The sequence below is a fragment of the Amycolatopsis sp. NPDC049252 genome (assembly GCF_043197175.1).
GTDB lineage: Bacteria > Actinomycetota > Actinomycetes > Mycobacteriales > Pseudonocardiaceae > Amycolatopsis.
Genome location: NZ_JBICSQ010000010.1, coordinates 164,213 through 179,312 on the forward strand (window position 1 = coordinate 164,213; position 15,100 = coordinate 179,312).

A 15,100-nucleotide genomic window follows, 5' to 3' on the forward strand; every position below is an offset into this window, starting at 1 on the left:
GTCACGCACCCGAACGTCCACATAGGAAAGTCGTCACCACAGGAAAGTCAAGGTCTCTGGAGCATGAACGAGTACGGGAACGCGAAACCCGATCTCAACTGGCTGCTCGACGACGTCGTGAGCCGCGTCGTCGGCGCGCAGAACGCCATCGTGCTGTCCGCCGACGGGCTGCTGATCGGCAAGTCGGCCGGCATGAGCAAGGACGACTCGGACCAGCTGTCCGCCATCGCCTCCAGCCTGGTCAGCCTGGCCAAGGGGGTGAGCAAGCAGTTCAACCGCGGCCCGGTACTGCAGAACATGATCGAGATGGAGCGCGGCTACCTGTTCGTCTCCGCGGCCGGGCAGGGTGCCTGCCTCGCCGTGCTGGCGGCGGACAGCGTGGACGTCGAGATGATCGCCTACGAGATGAACCGGTTGGTCAAGCGCGTCGGGGACTACCTGGCGTCCGCGCCGCGCGACGCGGCACGCGTACTACGGGAGGCCACGTGAGCGGGGACGACGGCTGGTACGACGAGGCCGCGGGGCCGCTCGTGCGGCCCTACACGATCACCAGCGGCCGGACGCCGGGCGAGCACGCCCGGCTCGACCTCTCGACCCAGGTGATGACCCTGCGTTCCGAGCAGGAGCCGCTGGGGCTGGGCCCGGAGCACCTGGCGATCGTGCAGCTGTGCCGCAACCCGGTGTCCATCGCGGAGATCGCGGTCTACGTGAAGATCCCGCTCGGGGTCGTCCGGGTGCTGTGCGGCGACCTGATCGAACGCGGCCTCGTGATCACGCGCTCCCCCACCCACAATCCGGCGCAGGCGCCGGACCTCGAAACTCTCCAGGCGGTTCTCGATGGCCTCATCAGGTACTGACGGCTCCGGGGTGGACATGGTCCCCACCCCGGTCAAGATCATCATCGCCGGCGGGTTCGGCGCGGGGAAGACGACCATGGTCGGCTCGGTCAGCGAGATCCCGCCGCTGACGACCGAAGAGGTGCTGACCGAGGCCAGTGCCGGCGTCGACGATCTGTCCGGCGTGGAGCGCAAGACCACCACGACCGTCGCGCTCGACTTCGGGCGGATCACCATCTCGCCGCGCCACGTGCTCTACCTGTTCGGCACCCCGGGCCAGGCACGCTTCTGGTTCATGTGGGACGACCTGGCGCGCGGCGCGATCGGCACCATCGTGCTCATCGACACCCGGCGCCTGGAGACCAGCTTCGCGGCCATCGATTTCTTCGAACGCCGCAAGATCCCGTTCGTCGTGGCGGTGAACTGCTTCGACAACGCCCCGCGGTACACGCCGGACGAAATCCGGGAAGCGTTGGTCATTCCCGACCGTGTGCCGATCGTCATGTGTGACGCACGCGACCGGGATTCCGGCAAACTGGCCCTGATTCGTCTGGTCAAGCACGCGATGACCGTGGTACCCGCAACGGTCTGATGTCTTGTTTTGTCCTGCTGGGACAGCCACGTACCCCTGCGTGGCCAGGGCGAACGCCGACAGACCCACATGGCGCAATTGGTTGGACCACCTGGGTACAGCTTTTTAGTTGCGAATGCACCAAACTGATAGCATCCGGACGTGACCAGTCGATTGCCGTGGTTTCCCGAATATATAAGGGAAAACTATCCAGCACGGGGCCGGCTGTTCGGTGATTTCCTGGGCGGGCTGTGGGCGACGGCGTGCGAAGCGCTGGAGATCCCGGTCGACCAAGCCGTGCGGACCACCCGGCTGCTGCGCGGTTTGCTCCCTTCGTGGAGCGGCGATCCGATCGGGAGCAAACCGGCCCAGCCGTCCTACGTGGCCGGCGACGGGTTCCCGGCCGAGATGTCGGTGAACTGGTCCGGGGGCCACCCGGAGCTGCGCCTGCTGTTCGACACCCTCGGCGAAGAGGACCCGGATCCCGCGGTGGACACCGGGGAAACCCGCTACTGGGGCCGGATCCACGAGCTGTTCACCACGCGCGCCGGCCGGCCGTCGACGGCGCCGCTGTGGCACTCGGTCGCCTGGCGGCCGCCGGCGCGGATCGTCCACAAGTCCTACTTCGGCCTGTACGAGTGGCCGCTGCCCCACCGCTACGCGGCGGTGGGCGAAGCCATGGACCGGCTCGGCCTGACCCCCGCGTGGGACGACGCGCGCCGGCGCGTCGAGAGCGCCGACGGCGAGCGGGAGATCGAGTTCTTCGCCGTGGACGTGGCCGAAGACGCCGACGCCAGGGTGAAGATCTACTACCGCAACCACGGCGCCGACCTCACCGAGCTGAACCGCATCGCCGCCGTCGCGCGGCAGCACGACGCCGAAAGCGCCGCGGCCGCCTACCGGGTGCTGACCGGTGACCGGGAAGGCGCCGGGGAAGCCGCCTTGAGCTGCCTGGCGTTCCGGTCCGGACTGGACCGGGCCGCCGAGTCCACGACGTACCTCCGGCTCCCCGCGCTGGCCTCCGGTGACGCCGAGGCCGTGGACCGCACCGCCGCGCTGCTGGGCGGCGAAGGCGTCGACCCCGGCCGGTTCCGCGCCCTCGTCGCCGCGCTGGCCCCGGGGCCGCTGACCGAAAGCCGGGGTCTGCTCGAGCTGGTCAGCCACCGCGCCGCCGGCCGCCGCGGCGACGTCACCACGTACTTCCGGTTCCCCGTTTTCGACCAGGCGCTCGCGTCGGTCGATCCCGCGTAGGGGCACCGGAAAGACGATCTGCCGCAGCACCACCGGAAGGAGCCGGCCATGTCCCAGCAGGACGTCGAGCGCGTCGCCGCCTACAACGAGGAACGGCAACGCGAGTACGAAGAGTCGGAGCTGATCCGGCTGCTGACCGACGAGGCCACGTCGGCCGAGACCAAGAGGGCCGTGCTCACCTACCTGCAGCCGTGGTCGAACGCCTTCCAGCGGATGATCAGCGCGCGCGTCACCTACGAGTCCGACCCGAAGCTGCGGGCGCTCGCGCTGGAGCACCAGGAAGAGGAGATCGGCCACGACCGGATCCTGGCCCGCAGCCGCGCGGAGGACCGGGAGCTGGTCTGGGACCCGGTGATCGAGGCGGGCGCGTCGTGGTTCGTCGACCAGTTCGCGGTGCTGCCCGGTGTCCAGCGCGCCGTGCTCGCCCACCTCGCCCTCGAAGCCGGGAGCCTCGTGTTCAGCCAGGCCGGCACGAAAGCGTTTCCCGAGGACGAGTACTTCGAGCTGCACGACGAGGCCGACGTCGAACACCTCGAAATGGGCTACGAAGTGCTGCGGCAGCGCGACGACTGGACGGTCGACTCGCTCGTCACCGTGCTGGACCGGGCCTGGCAGGTGATCGGGGTCGTCTCGAACCGCATCGCCGAGTGCGCCAAGCGCGCTACCGTCGCGGCATGACGATCACCGACCCCGCCGCCGCGGCCCGTACCGTCGCCGGCGAAGCCGTGCGTGCGTACCAGGAAGCCTTCGGCGAACGCCTGGTCGCGACCTACCTGCTGGGCAGTCTCTCCTACGGCGGTTACTCGGCCGCCGTGAGCGACATCGACCTCGCCGTCGTCCTGACCGAGCGCCACGACGACGACCCGGCCACGTTCGACACCCTCGGTGAGCGGCTTCGCGAGCGGAGTCCCTTGCACCGCAAGCTGTCCGTGTTCTGGGGGTCGCTGCCGGCCCTGAGCCGTGGCGAGGAGGACGGGCGTTTCCCGGCGATCGACCGCCTGGAACTGGCCGAGCGCGGCGCGCTGCTGACCGGCGAGGAGATCGCCGGGAAGGTGGCTCGCCCGGACGGTACGGAGCTGCTGCTGGAGAGCGCGCGGTTCGCCGTCGCCGTCCTGGCGGCCGACGAGGTGGTCGCCGAGTTCCACCGGCCGGAGCGGCTGCTGGCCGACAAGGTGTGGTTCACGAAGGCGGTGTTCTTCCCGCTGCGCTTCGGGTGCACGGGGGCGATGGAGTCCGGCCGCGCGGCGACCAACGACGAGGCGATCGCCTGGTACCTCGGCCGTCCCGGCGCTTCGGCGGCGCCGCTGGTCCACCTGGCGACGCGGGTCCGGGCGGGCGAACCGCTGGATCCCGCGGAGGCGGAACCGGCACTGCTGGCGCACCTGGCCCCGCTGTACCGGGAGTACATCGAGGACGAAACGCGGCGGCTTCGCGAAGCCGGCGCGCCCGAAGACCTCGTCACGGCGTTCACGTCCTGGCACGAACGCCTGGCGTGACACCGCGCTGAACCTCACTGATCCGGCGTGCCTCCCGCCGTCGCGCGGACGAGCGGGAGGAACACGTCGTCCACGATCTCGAGGAGCGTGTCCTCCCCGATCGGCTCGCGGGCGAAGAAGATCTCGTTGCGCAGCAGGTCGGCGGGCAGCGTGACGACGCGCGCGGGCAGGGCGGCGAGCGTGAGCTCGCCCCGGTCCGCGGCGTGGCGCAGCACGGCGGTCATCGCCTCGCGCATCACCGTGAAGAACTCCGGGTTCATCTCGGGTACTTCGGCCAGCAGCCCGTGGACGACGTCGGGGCTGACGTCGTGCTGGCGCCGCGCCATCCGCCGCAGGAGCGTCAGGACGTCGCCGCGAAGCGTTCCCGTGTCGGGGATCCGGTCGACGATCGAGCCCGTGTTGTGCCGCAACGCGGCCACCACCAGTTCGGCCCGGTTGGGCCAGCGGCGGTAGAGGACCTGCTTGCCGGTCCTGGCCCGCGCGGCGACCCCTTCCATCGTCAGGCGCGCGTACCCGACGGCGGCCAGCTCTTCCCACGCCGCCTCGAGCAACGAGGCCTCCAGCGCCGCGCCACGGCGTCGCGCCCCGCCCTGCGTCATGCCCATCCCCTCCGAAAGAGACGTTGCGTCTCTTGACGGCTCAGGCTACCGTACGTCGTTAGAGACGGACCGTCTCTAACGACTGTCTCTGACGACGATGGGGGTTCGCATGACCGCACCGACCCGTCCGGACCGGCTGGAGCCCGCGGTGCTCAAGCTGGCCGGCGTCCTGGTCCTCGGGGCGATGGCCCCGCTGCTGGACAGCACGATCGTGAACGTCGCCCTGCACACGCTGGGCACCGAGCTCGGCGCGCCGGTGGCGACCGTGCAGTGGGTCAGCACCGGCTACCTGCTGGCGATGGCCACGGCGGTGCCGGGCAGCGCCTGGCTGACCGACCGCTTCGGCGCCAAACGGCTGTGGCTGGCGGCGTTGACGCTCTTCCTGCTGGGTTCCGTGCTGAGCGGGGCGGCGTGGGACATCGGTTCGCTGATCGGGTTCCGCGTGGTCCAGGGGGTCGGCGGCGGGCTGATGCTGCCGCTCCTGCAGACCCTGCTGGTCCGGGCCGCCGGCGGACGGCGGCTCGGGAAGCTGCTGGCCGTCGTGACGTTGCCCGCGCTGATCGGCCCGATCCTCGGCCCGGTGCTCGGCGGGCTCATCGCCGGGCACCTGAGCTGGCGGTGGATCTTCTACGTCAACGTCCCGCTGTGCCTGCTGGCGATCGTGCTCGCCTGGCGGCTGCTCCCCGAGGACCCGCCGGGCAAGGCGAGCCGCCTGGACGTTCCCGGGCTGCTGCTGCTTTCGCCGGGCGTGGCCGCCGTCGTCTACGGCCTGTCCGAGATGGCCACCTCGGCCGGCCCGGGCAGCCTGCGGGCACTCCTCCCCCTGGCGGCCGGGCTCGTGCTGCTCGCCGCGTTCACCCGCCACGCCCTGCGCACCACCGAACCGCTGGTGGACCTGCGGCTGTTCCGGACGCGCTCGTTCGCCGCGTCGTCGGCCCTGCTGTTCCTCTCCGGGCTCGCCCTGTTCGGCTCGATGCTGCTGCTTCCGCTGTACTACCAGCAGGTGCAGGGCGAAGGCGTCGTCGCCGCCGGGCTGCTGCTGGCCCCGCAGGGCCTGGGCAGCCTCCTGGCCCGGTTCACCGGTGGCCTGGCCGACCGGATCGGCCCGCGCCCGCTCGTGCTGGCCGGCATCGTGCTGACCGCCGCGGGCACCCTCCCCTTCGCCCTCGGCGGCCAGCACACCAACGGCCTGCTGCTCGCGATCGCCCTGGTCGTCCGCGGCGCCGGGTTGAGCGCGGCGAACATGGCCGTGCTGGTCGGCGCCTACCGGGACCTGCCCCCCGAGCGGATCTCGCACGCCAGCAGCACGACCCGGATCGTGCAGCAGATCGGCGGCTCCTTCGGCACCGCCGTGCTCGCCGTCGTCCTCCAACGCCAGCTGACCGCCCACCCCGGGACGGCCGGTCAGGTCACCGCCTTCGGCCACACCTTCGCCTGGGCGGTCGCGTTCGCCGCGCTCGCCGTCGTCCCCGCCCTGCTGCTGCCCGGCACCCGCCCGGCCGGCTCAGGTCAGGTTCGGTAGCGCGGGTTGGTGGCGTGCCATTCGTACCCGCCGCCCATCCACGCCCGGACACCCTTGAGGAACCGGTGCAGCTCGGGCGCGGGCACGGCGAGCAGTTCGCGGTGCCCCGCCTCGAACTCGCGGACCATGGTGTTGTGCAGGTCCACGGTGACCTCCGTGGCCTCCTCGACCGAACAGCCGCGGTCGGCGGCGACCTGCAGGACCATGTTGCACACCGGGTTCTCGTCGGCGGCGTCCTTCGCCACCGAGTACAGGTCGTTCACCAGCACGCAGGCGGTACCGGCGCGCATCATCGCCCGGCGCACCCGCGGGTCGTAGTACAACGCGGCGGGCAGCTCGTAGCCGCCGACCGGGTCGCACAGCGTCATCGAGGTGTAAAAGCTGTCGTGCTGGCGCGCGGCCAGGTACTCCCACGCCGGCGGGTAGGCCTCGGTGTAGCGCCAGGCCGCGTACGCGTCCCAGCTGACGAACATCGAGAACGTGGCGTAGCAGACGCGCTGGACCTGCGTCGGCGTGCCGTGCCGGCCCAGGTGCCCGACCGCCGAGTTCAGCCCGACCAGGATCGGGTCGGCCCGCAGCGCCTCCTCGAGCGGGCCGCTGAACTCGCCGGCCGGGGCGACCGGGTCCATCGCCGCCATCACCAGGGCCAGGCGCGGCGGCAGTTCGGTCGGCGACGCGCCGAGTGCGCTGTCGTCGGCGTAGTAGTCGTCGGCGGCCCACCAGACGGCGTTGAGCTGCGCGGCGATCAGCAGCAGATCCGGGTCCGCGCTGTCGGGGTGGGCCAGCATCGCCAGCCGGCCGAAGCCCGCCTTCGCGATCTGGTCGAGCCCCTCGCCGGTGAACCCGCAGTCCGCGGCCCACGCGACGAGCCGCCGGTCGACCTCCTCGGCCAGCGGCTCGTCGACGCGTTCGACCACCGGGACGTACAGCGGCGAAGCCGTGCCGTCACCCCATTCCCGCTCCGCGTACGCCGGCTCGTGGGCCAGGTCCGCCGTGATCCGGGCCGCGGACGTGCCGATCCCCGACGGCCCGGCGGCGAACGCGAGCGCGTCGTCCACCATCCACAGAGGACACCCCGGGGCGGTGCCGGTCGCCACGGTCAGACCCGGTCGGCGGCGATGAGCAGGTAGTGGAAACTGCCTTCGCGGTACGCCGTGAGGAACGGGTCCTCGATCCCGGTGGCCACCGACGACTGCGCGCGCAGCTCCCAGTACGGGATGGTGGCCGCGGTCAGGTCGACGACGTTGATGGGCACGAAACCGTTGGCCGACAAGGCCTTGAAGTAGTCGCCGCGGGCGTGGATGTTGCAGATGTAGTGCTGGTCGATCTGGCTCACCGCGCGCGACCGGCCGCCGGTCACGTCGTTGTAGCACCCGGTGATGGTGACGTACCGGCCGCCCGGCGCGATGTGGCGCGCGTGCTCGGCGAAGAGCTGGTGCAGGTCGACGTACATCGTGCTTTCGTTGTTCCAGGCGCCCTTGAAGGCCCCGGTCTCGAAACCCGTGTCGAGCATGTTGCGCAGGTGGTAGCGCACCCGGCCGGCGACGCCGCGCTTGTTCGCCTGCTCGTTGGCGAAGGCGACCTGTTGCTCCGAAATGGACACCCCGTCGACCTGGCAGCCGAACCGCTGGTTGGCCATGATGCTGGTGCCGCCGCGGCCGCAGCCGGCGTCGAGCAGCCTGTCGCCCGGCCCGACCGCGCCGAGGTGGTCGAGCAGGACCTCGGCCTGCGCCGTCTCGAGCCGGTGCATCTCCGCGATGATCGCCTCGTCGCGGATGTTTTCGGGGGCCTCCAGCACCGCGGGGTCGTATTCGCCGATGCCGTAGTGGTGGTGGTAGAGCCCGTCGACGTCGCCCAGCCGGAGGTTGACCGGATCCTTTTCCCGGTTCCAGTAGTCCGCGATGGACTGCTGGTACGCGCTGCGGATCACGGGCTGGTCGGTGGAGATCACGGGCGGCTCCTTGTATTTCCCATGGCGGAAAGAATGGGACCGGACGTTTTCCTCGGCCCGATGACCAACGCTAGTGGGCGATTGTCGCGGGTCACAAGAACGTTCACTCCGGGAAACGGGAGCCCGCGATTCCGCGGCCTGATCGGACCATCGGGCCCTCCCGAGCGACAGGGATCTCGCCCGGCACGGCAACCCGGGCGGCCCAACGCGTTCCCTGGTCGGATGACGACGGACGACAGCGGGTGAACGATCCGCCGCCTTGGCGAGCGGCCAACACCGGTTTCGGGTTTCCCGGCAGCCGGTGGGGCCGTTCGGGCGGCGGCCTGGCCGCGACGAGCGCTGAGGGCCCTGCCGTGGCGTCCCCCTGAAGGGTCCACTGTGGACGTTGGCGCCGTGGACGGACCGGCCGTGATGCACCCGATGTGGCGTTGGGTGCATCTGACGCACCGAACGCCACATTGGGGCGCATCTGGCCGCCGCCAGCCACGATCGGGCGCCGGGCAGGTGCTCCCCTCCGCACTCGCCACCTTCCCGGCACATCACGGGGAGAGCCGGGTCACCGCGGCAGGCGCAGCCCCGCGACGAGGACCCCGACCAGGCGGCGCGCGTCGTAGCCGTCGTCGCTGTCCGCGCCGATGCACAGGTTCCCGACGCCGCGCATCAGCTGGATGGCCGCCAGGTCGGCGCGCACCTCGCCCGCCGCGACCGCGGCATCGAGCAGCTGCGTGCACACCGGCACGAGCCGGTCGAGGAAGTACGCGTGGAGCGTCTCGAACCCGGCGTTGTCGGACTGCATCGCCCCCGCCAGGCCGTGCTTGGTGACCAGGAAGTCGACGAACAGGTCGATCCACTGCGCCAGCGCGGCGTGCGGGCTCTCGCTGCTTTCGAGCAGCGCCGGGCCGGCCTCGGCGCACGCTTCGACCTGGTGCCGGTAGACGGCGATGACCAGGTCGGCGCGGGTCGGGAAGTGGCGGTAGATCGTGCCCATCCCGACGCCGGCCTTGGCGGCGATGTCGCGCACCGGCGCGTCCACGCCCGAGGCGACGAAGACCGCCGCGGCCGCGTCGAGCAGCGTCTCCTTGTTGCGCCGCGCGTCCGCCCGCTTCGGCCGCGCAGCCCCTTCGTCCACCACGACGTCCTCCCGTCCTTGCTAAACGGAACAATGCTCCGTATCGTTAGTGGAGCAACGTTCCGTTTGACCATGATGCCATGGAGGACCAGTCTCATGCAGTACCGCACGTTGGGCCGCACCGGTGTGCAGGTCAGTTCCCTCGCGCTCGGCGCGATGAACTTCGGCGCCATCGGGCGCACCACCCAGGACGAGACCACCGCCATCGTCGACGCCGCCCTCGAAGGCGGGATCAACCTCGTCGACACCGCCGACATGTACGGCGACGGCGAGTCGGAGGTGATGGTGGGCAAGGCGATCGCCGGCCGCCGCGACGACCTCGTGCTCGCCACGAAGGCGGCCATGCCGATCGGCGACGAGCGCAACCACCGCGGCAGCTCCCGCCGCTGGCTGGTCACCGAGCTGGACAACAGCCTGCGCCGGCTGGACGTCGACCACGTCGACCTCTACCAGATGCACCGCTGGGACCCGGCCACCAGCGACGAGGAAACGCTTTCCGCGCTGACCGACCTGCAGCGCGCGGGCAAGATCCGCTACTTCGGCTCGTCGACCTTCCCGGCCTACCGGATCGTGCAGGCCCAGTGGGCCGCCCGCGAGCACCGCCTGAGCCGGTACGTCACCGAGCAGCCCAGCTACTCGATCCTGCAGCGCGGCATCGAGACCCACGTGCTGCCGGTGACCGAGGAGTACGGCCTCGGCGTGCTGGCTTGGAGCCCGCTCGCGTCCGGCTGGCTCTCGGGCGCGGTCCGCGCGGGCCGGGAGATCACCACCAGCCGGTCGCAGGTCCTGCCGCAGCGCTTCGACCTGGCCCGGCCCGCCAACCAGGCGCGGCTGGACGCCGTCGAGCGGCTGGTGAAGGTGGCCGACGCGGCCGGGCTGACGCTGATCCAGCTCGCGCTCGGGTTCGTCACCGCGCACCGCGCCGTGACCAGCGCGATCATCGGCCCCCGCACGCTGGAGCACCTGCGCTCACAGCTCGCCGCCGCCGACACGGTCCTGCCCGCCGACGTGCTCGACGAGATCGACACGATCGTCGCGCCGGGCACCGACCTGGCCGCCGACGAGAAGTTCGACACCCCGCCCGCCCTGCTCGACCCGACCCTGAGGCGCCGCTGACATGTCCGCTCCGCGATTCGGCATCATGACCGCGCCTTCGCAGGTCTCCTACGACGACATCCTGCGCGTCTGGCGCGAGGCGGACACGATCCCCGAGATCGAGCACGCCTGGCTGTTCGACCACCTCATGCCGATCTTCGGCGACCCGGACGGGCCGATCTTCGAGGGCTGGACGCTGCTTTCGGCGCTGGCCGCGCAGACGTCCCGGCTGCGGCTCGGCCTGCTGGTGACCAGCAACCGCTTCCGGCCGCCGGCGATGCTGGCCAAGATCGCCACGACCGTCGACGTCGTTTCGGGCGGCCGGCTCGACTTCGGCATCGGCGTCGGCTCGCGGCCCAGCCACCCGCTGGCCCGGCGCGAGTACGCCGCCCACGGCCTGCCGTTCCAGGAGACCGCGGACGCCGTGGCGAGCTTCGCCGAAGCCTGCACGGTGATCAAGCGGTTGTGGACCGAGGACGAGCCGTTCGACTTCGACGGCGTCCACCACCAGCTGACCGGGGCGTTCGGCAACCCCAAGCCGGTGCAGCGGCCGCACCCGCCGATCGTCATCGGCGGGCGCGCGGCCGCGACGCTGCGGGTGGTCGCCGAGCACGCCGACGTGTGGAACATCCCGGGCGGTGACCTCGAGGACGTCGTCAGCCGCAGTGCCCTGCTGGACCGCTACTGCGGCGAGATCGGCCGCGACCCCGCGTCGATCACCCGCTCGATCCACCTGCCGGTGTCCTACGACGATCCCGCCGCCACCCGCGACGCGATCCGCGAAGCCCTCGACGCGGGCTTCGGGCACTTCGTCCTCAGCGTGGCGTCGCCCTACCCGGACGGCGTCGCGCGGTGGCTCGCCGACGAAGTGATCAAGCCCGTGACGGCTCAGCCCTGGGGGACGAAGTCGGCGAACATGCCGGCCTCGTAGGACCCCGCCGGGGTGCGCGCGATGACGTTCATCCGGTTGGCCGCGTTGATCAGGCCGACCAGGCAGACCAGCGCGCCGAGCTGGTCGTCGTCGAAGTGCTTGCGCGCCTGGGCCCACGTCTCGTCGGACACGCCCTGGTGGGCGTCGGCGAGGCGGGTGCCCTCCTCGGTCAGGGCCAGCGCGGCCCGCTCGGCGTCGGTAAACACGGTGGCCTCGCGCCAGGCCGCGACCAGGTTGAGCCGGACCGCGGTCTCGCCCTCGGCGGTGGCGTCCTTGGTGTGCATGTCGGTGCAGAAGCCGCAGCCGTTGATCTGGCTGGCGCGGATCTTGACCAGCTCCTGGACGACCTTGGGCAGCGGCGACTGGTCGATCATCAGGCTGACCCCGGCGAACCGCTTGCCGAACTTGGCGGCGAATTCGTTGTCCAGCATGCTGAATCGAGCTTCCATGACGATGTCCTCATCTCGTGGTGCGTGTGTTGACGACCACCAGATGCCGGTACCCCGCCGTTCTGTGACAGTGACCCACGCCACAGCGCGGACCTGTCACAGAACGGCGGGGCCCGGTATCTGTGGGGGGACGCAGCCGGATCCGAAGGGGGACCACCATGACGGGGAGCACGAGCGGGGAGGATCCGACCGAGGTGTTCGTCGCCCACCGGAACCTGCTGTTCACCGTGGCCTACGAGATGCTCGGCTCGGCCGCCGACGCCGAGGACGTCCTGCAGGAGACGTGGCTGAAGTGGGTGGGCGTCGACCTCTCCACCGTGCAGTCGCCGCGGGCGTACCTGGTGCGGATCACCACCCGCCAGGCCCTGCAGCGGCTGCGCACCCTCGGGCGCCGCAAGGAGTCCTACGTCGGTTCGTGGCTGCCCGAACCGCTGCTGACCACGCCCGACGTCGCCGAGGACGTCGAGCTGGCCGACCACGTCTCGATGGCGATGCTGCTGGTGCTGGAGACGCTCACGCCGACCGAGCGCGCGGTGTTCGTGCTGCGCGAGGTGTTCGACCTGCCCTACGACGAGATCGCCGACGCCGTCGGCAAGAGCGGCGCGGCGGTCCGCCAGATCGCGCACCGGGCCCGGTCGCACGTCGCGGCGCGCCGGCCGCGCGAGACGGTCTCCCGGGCCGCCGCCCGCGACACGCTCGCGGCGTTCCAGCGCGCGATCGAAACCGGTGACCTGCAGGGACTGCTCGATCTGCTCGCCCCGGACGTCGTGCTCGTGGGCGACGGCGGCGGGGTCAAGCAGGCCGTGCTGCGGCCGGTGGTGGGCGCCGACAAGGTGGGCCGGGTGCTGTTCGGCGGGCTGGACCGGGTCGACGGACAGGCGACGCTGCGGCCGGCGCAGGTCAACGGCCACCCGGCGATGGTCCTGTCCATCGACGGCGAGCTCGATACTGTGGTGGCGCTGCGCGTCGAGGGCGGTCTCGTCACCGGCGTCTACGCGGTGCGCAACCCCGCGAAGCTGTCGGGGATGGCGGAGGAGACCACGCTGCGCCGCTGACCGTGGTCACCCGTTCGTGGCGGTGGGCCTCCCGCGACACTGGAGGTTCCTCGCTTCTTTCGAAAGGGATCGCCTTGATGGCCCAGACCGCGTCCGGCCGGCAGCGTGTGCACGAGTTCCTCACCGGGCGCGGCTGGCGCCTCGACGCCGCCGCAGACCCGGACGCCGGCTGGGAGTACCCCGGCAGCTTCGGCGGCGCGCGGTGCAACCCGGTCGCCGACGCGACCCCGGTGCCGTTGCAGGCCTATTTCAGCTACGGCGACGACGGCTCGGAGATCTTCTGCGTCGTCCCGGCGGGCAACCTCCACGGCAGCGGCTGCGCCCAGCACGACACGGCCGAGCAGGTCGTCCCCCTCGACGGCTTTGATGGCTTCGCCGCCCTGCTCGACGACCTGGAACCGCGCGCCGCGGCCCACGACCTCAGGGCGCTCATCGAGTGCCGGTACTTCGGGCCCTGCTGAGCTCGACCCGGGACAGCGGCAGCCGGACGGCGGGCGGCAGCGGCGCGCGGACCGGTTCCGCCCGGAACGACTGGATCATCAGGGCGGCGAACCGGCGGGAAGCCGCCACCCGCAGCTCGGGCGAGTCGGCGCGGATGCCCTCGTTCGCCATCAGTGCCAGGCTGATGTCCTCCAGCACGAAGTCGTCGCGCAGTTCGCCGGCTTCCTTGGCTCGCCGCACCAGCTTGAGCAGCAGGCGCAGGGTCCGGTCGCGGTCCGCGGCGAACGCGGTGCTCCCGGGCAGCCGCGAGGTGAACGCGCGCGCGAAGCCGCGGTCGAGGGCGTGCACCTCCATGAGGCGCTCGATCACCAGGCAGAACCCGCGCCACGGGTCGTCGGCCGCGAGGCCCTCTTCGACGACCACCCGGCACGAGGCCAGCTGCTCGGCGAAGGCCTCGCCCAGCAGGGCCTCCTTGGTCCGGAAGTGCCGGTAGACGGTCGCGACGCCGACCTCGGCGCGGCGCGCGATCTCGCGGATCGGCACGTCGAGGCCTTCGGCGGCGAAGGCCGCGCGGGCGACCGCGAGGATGCGCCCGCGGTTGTCGCGGGCGTCGGAGCGCAGGGGCGCTCTCACTTGAGCCGTCACCCCTCTCACTTTAGCCAACCGGACGGGGTGCTCCGTTACGTTCGCTCGGATGAGAGCAGTGCAGTTTTCCTCCTACGGTCCGTCCAGTGTGGTGGAGGTCGCCGACGTGGCTTCGCCGCACGCCGGACCGGGAGAAATCCGCGTCGCCGTAAGGACTTCCGCGATTTCGCCCGGCGAGATCCGGCTCCGCTCGGGCGAGCTGCGGGACGCCGTGCCGGTGACGTTCCCGTTCCGCACCGGGTTCGACGCGGCGGGCGTGGTCGACGAGATCGGCTCCGGCGTCACGGACGTCGCGGTCGGCGATGCGGTGTTCGGCATGGCCCCCGCGTCGACGCGAGGTGCCAACGCCGACTTCGCGGTCTTGGCGGCGTGGGCACGGAAGCCTTCCGCGTGGAGCTGGGCGGAGGCGGGCGGCGCGGCGGGCGCGGTCGAGACGGCCACCCGGGTGCTCGACCGGCTCGCGGTCGGCGCCGGGCAGACGGTGCTGGTGCAGGGCGCGGCGGGCGGGACGGGCACCGCCGTCGTCCAGTTCGCGGCCGCCCGCGGCGCGCGGGTGCTCGGCACGGCCGGTCCGGGGAACCACGACTTCCTGCGTTCGCTGGGCGCGGATCCGACGACGTACGGCCCCGGGCTGGTGGAGCGGGTGCGTGCGTTGGCACCGTCCGGAGTGGACGCGGTGGTCGACTGCGCGGGCGGGGCGTTGCCGGACCTCGTGGCGGTAGCCGGTGATCCGGCGCGGGTGGTGACGCTGGCCGACTTCACCGCGGCGGCCCACGGCGTGCACTTCTCCCACGGGGCGCCGGGAACCCCGGGCGCGGATCCCTTGGCGCTGCACGGTCTGGCGATCGCGATCACCCTGGCCGACGAGGGCCGGTTGCGGATCCCGGTGGCGGCGACGTTCCCGGTGGACGAGGTCGCGGCCGCGCACGCCCTCGCGGAGACCCGGCACGCTCGCGGGAAAATCGTGCTGCTGCACCAGAACCCGGATCAGGGTTCCCTGCCGGATACGCGGTGAACCGGCCAGGCGGCGAGGAGCGACGGCCCGCGATCGCCCGGGTGCCGGGGTGGCACGGGTGGCCGGGAGTGCACCCAATGTGGCGGGGGGGGGGGGGGGGGGGGGGGGCCCCCC

The 15,100-nt window shown here is 71.6% G+C and carries 18 protein-coding genes; 12 read left to right on the top strand and 6 right to left on the bottom strand.

Features of this window, described 5'->3' with window-relative positions; all coding sequences use genetic code 11:
• Nucleotides 1-63: 63 nt before the first annotated feature.
• The 6 genes from ACGFMK_RS15740 (at nucleotide 64) to ACGFMK_RS15765 (ending at nucleotide 4,154) form a co-directional block, all read left to right on the top strand.
• Nucleotides 64-489 carry a roadblock/LC7 domain-containing protein gene (locus tag ACGFMK_RS15740; protein WP_392762778.1) on the top strand — a complete coding sequence of 142 codons (426 nt, stop codon included), beginning with the start codon at nucleotides 64-66 and terminating at the stop codon, nucleotides 487-489.
• Nucleotides 486-857: a DUF742 domain-containing protein gene (locus ACGFMK_RS15745; protein WP_392762781.1), complete on the top strand. Its 372-nt coding sequence runs from the start codon at nucleotides 486-488 to the stop codon at nucleotides 855-857. The genes ACGFMK_RS15740 and ACGFMK_RS15745 overlap by 4 nt, the downstream gene beginning before the upstream one ends.
• 16 nt (nucleotides 858-873) lie before the next feature.
• Nucleotides 874-1,428: an ATP/GTP-binding protein gene (locus tag ACGFMK_RS15750; RefSeq protein ID WP_392762784.1), complete on the top strand. Its 555-nt coding sequence runs from the start codon at nucleotides 874-876 to the stop codon at nucleotides 1,426-1,428.
• 141 nt (nucleotides 1,429-1,569) lie between these two features.
• Complete coding sequence (locus tag ACGFMK_RS15755) at nucleotides 1,570-2,658, top strand: hypothetical protein (RefSeq protein ID WP_392762787.1); 1,089 nt, start codon at nucleotides 1,570-1,572, stop codon at nucleotides 2,656-2,658.
• Nucleotides 2,659-2,706: 48 nt separating this feature from the next.
• Nucleotides 2,707-3,336 carry a hypothetical protein gene (locus ACGFMK_RS15760; protein ID WP_392762790.1) on the top strand — a complete coding sequence of 210 codons (630 nt, stop codon included), beginning with the start codon at nucleotides 2,707-2,709 and terminating at the stop codon, nucleotides 3,334-3,336.
• On the top strand, nucleotides 3,333-4,154 hold the full coding sequence (locus tag ACGFMK_RS15765; RefSeq protein ID WP_392762793.1) for a hypothetical protein: 822 nt from the start codon (nucleotides 3,333-3,335) through the stop codon (nucleotides 4,152-4,154). Before ACGFMK_RS15760 ends, ACGFMK_RS15765 begins: the two co-directional genes overlap by 4 nt.
• 14 nt (nucleotides 4,155-4,168) lie before the next feature.
• Here the strand turns inward: ACGFMK_RS15765 and ACGFMK_RS15770 are convergent, their stop codons facing one another.
• Complete coding sequence (locus ACGFMK_RS15770; RefSeq protein WP_392762796.1) at nucleotides 4,169-4,753, bottom strand: TetR/AcrR family transcriptional regulator; 585 nt, start codon at nucleotides 4,751-4,753, stop codon at nucleotides 4,169-4,171.
• Between the two features lie 109 nt (nucleotides 4,754-4,862).
• On the opposite strand from ACGFMK_RS15770, the gene ACGFMK_RS15775 reads away from it, so the two are divergent.
• Nucleotides 4,863-6,275: an MDR family MFS transporter gene (locus ACGFMK_RS15775; protein WP_392762799.1), complete on the top strand. Its 1,413-nt coding sequence runs from the start codon at nucleotides 4,863-4,865 to the stop codon at nucleotides 6,273-6,275.
• On the opposite strand, the gene ACGFMK_RS15780 is transcribed toward ACGFMK_RS15775, so the two are convergent.
• From ACGFMK_RS15780 to ACGFMK_RS15790, 3 genes are all read right to left on the bottom strand, one after another.
• Complete coding sequence (locus ACGFMK_RS15780) at nucleotides 6,263-7,336, bottom strand: family 2 encapsulin nanocompartment cargo protein terpene cyclase (RefSeq protein ID WP_392762803.1); 1,074 nt, start codon at nucleotides 7,334-7,336, stop codon at nucleotides 6,263-6,265. The two genes, ACGFMK_RS15775 and ACGFMK_RS15780, sit on opposite strands and share 13 nt — an antisense overlap.
• 38 nt (nucleotides 7,337-7,374) lie before the next feature.
• Nucleotides 7,375-8,226 carry a geranyl diphosphate 2-C-methyltransferase gene (locus ACGFMK_RS15785; protein ID WP_323331542.1) on the bottom strand — a complete coding sequence of 284 codons (852 nt, stop codon included), beginning with the start codon at nucleotides 8,224-8,226 and terminating at the stop codon, nucleotides 7,375-7,377.
• A 556-nt stretch (nucleotides 8,227-8,782) separates the two neighbouring features.
• Nucleotides 8,783-9,358 (bottom strand): TetR/AcrR family transcriptional regulator, encoded by a 576-nt coding sequence (locus ACGFMK_RS15790; protein WP_392762806.1) that lies wholly within the window; start codon nucleotides 9,356-9,358, stop codon nucleotides 8,783-8,785.
• Between the two features lie 93 nt (nucleotides 9,359-9,451).
• On the opposite strand from ACGFMK_RS15790, the gene ACGFMK_RS15795 reads away from it, so the two are divergent.
• Together ACGFMK_RS15795 and ACGFMK_RS15800 are read left to right on the top strand one after the other, a co-directional pair.
• Nucleotides 9,452-10,471, top strand: a complete 1,020-nt coding sequence (locus ACGFMK_RS15795; protein WP_392762809.1) for an aldo/keto reductase — start codon at nucleotides 9,452-9,454, stop codon at nucleotides 10,469-10,471.
• A 1-nt stretch (nucleotide 10,472) separates the two neighbouring features.
• On the top strand, nucleotides 10,473-11,381 hold the full coding sequence (locus ACGFMK_RS15800; protein WP_392762811.1) for an LLM class flavin-dependent oxidoreductase: 909 nt from the start codon (nucleotides 10,473-10,475) through the stop codon (nucleotides 11,379-11,381).
• Here the strand turns inward: ACGFMK_RS15800 and ACGFMK_RS15805 are convergent.
• Entirely contained in the window at nucleotides 11,339-11,830 is a 492-nt protein-coding gene (locus tag ACGFMK_RS15805) for a carboxymuconolactone decarboxylase family protein (protein WP_392762814.1), read from the bottom strand. The two genes, ACGFMK_RS15800 and ACGFMK_RS15805, sit on opposite strands and share 43 nt — an antisense overlap.
• Before the next feature lie 158 nt (nucleotides 11,831-11,988).
• Here ACGFMK_RS15805 and ACGFMK_RS15810 point away from each other — a divergent pair, with 158 nt between their 5' ends.
• A complete protein-coding gene (locus ACGFMK_RS15810; protein ID WP_392762817.1) occupies nucleotides 11,989-12,885 on the top strand; it encodes an RNA polymerase sigma-70 factor in 897 nt (298 codons plus the stop codon).
• Between the two features lie 77 nt (nucleotides 12,886-12,962).
• Complete coding sequence (locus ACGFMK_RS15815) at nucleotides 12,963-13,346, top strand: hypothetical protein (RefSeq protein ID WP_392762820.1); 384 nt, start codon at nucleotides 12,963-12,965, stop codon at nucleotides 13,344-13,346.
• Here the strand turns inward: ACGFMK_RS15815 and ACGFMK_RS15820 are convergent.
• Nucleotides 13,315-13,959: a TetR/AcrR family transcriptional regulator gene (locus ACGFMK_RS15820; protein ID WP_392762823.1), complete on the bottom strand. Its 645-nt coding sequence runs from the start codon at nucleotides 13,957-13,959 to the stop codon at nucleotides 13,315-13,317. The two genes, ACGFMK_RS15815 and ACGFMK_RS15820, sit on opposite strands and share 32 nt — an antisense overlap.
• A 61-nt stretch (nucleotides 13,960-14,020) precedes the next feature.
• Between ACGFMK_RS15820 and ACGFMK_RS15825 the strand changes: the two genes are divergently transcribed.
• Nucleotides 14,021-14,986 (top strand): NADP-dependent oxidoreductase, encoded by a 966-nt coding sequence (locus ACGFMK_RS15825; protein WP_392762826.1) that lies wholly within the window; start codon nucleotides 14,021-14,023, stop codon nucleotides 14,984-14,986.
• Nucleotides 14,987-15,100 lie beyond the last annotated feature (114 nt).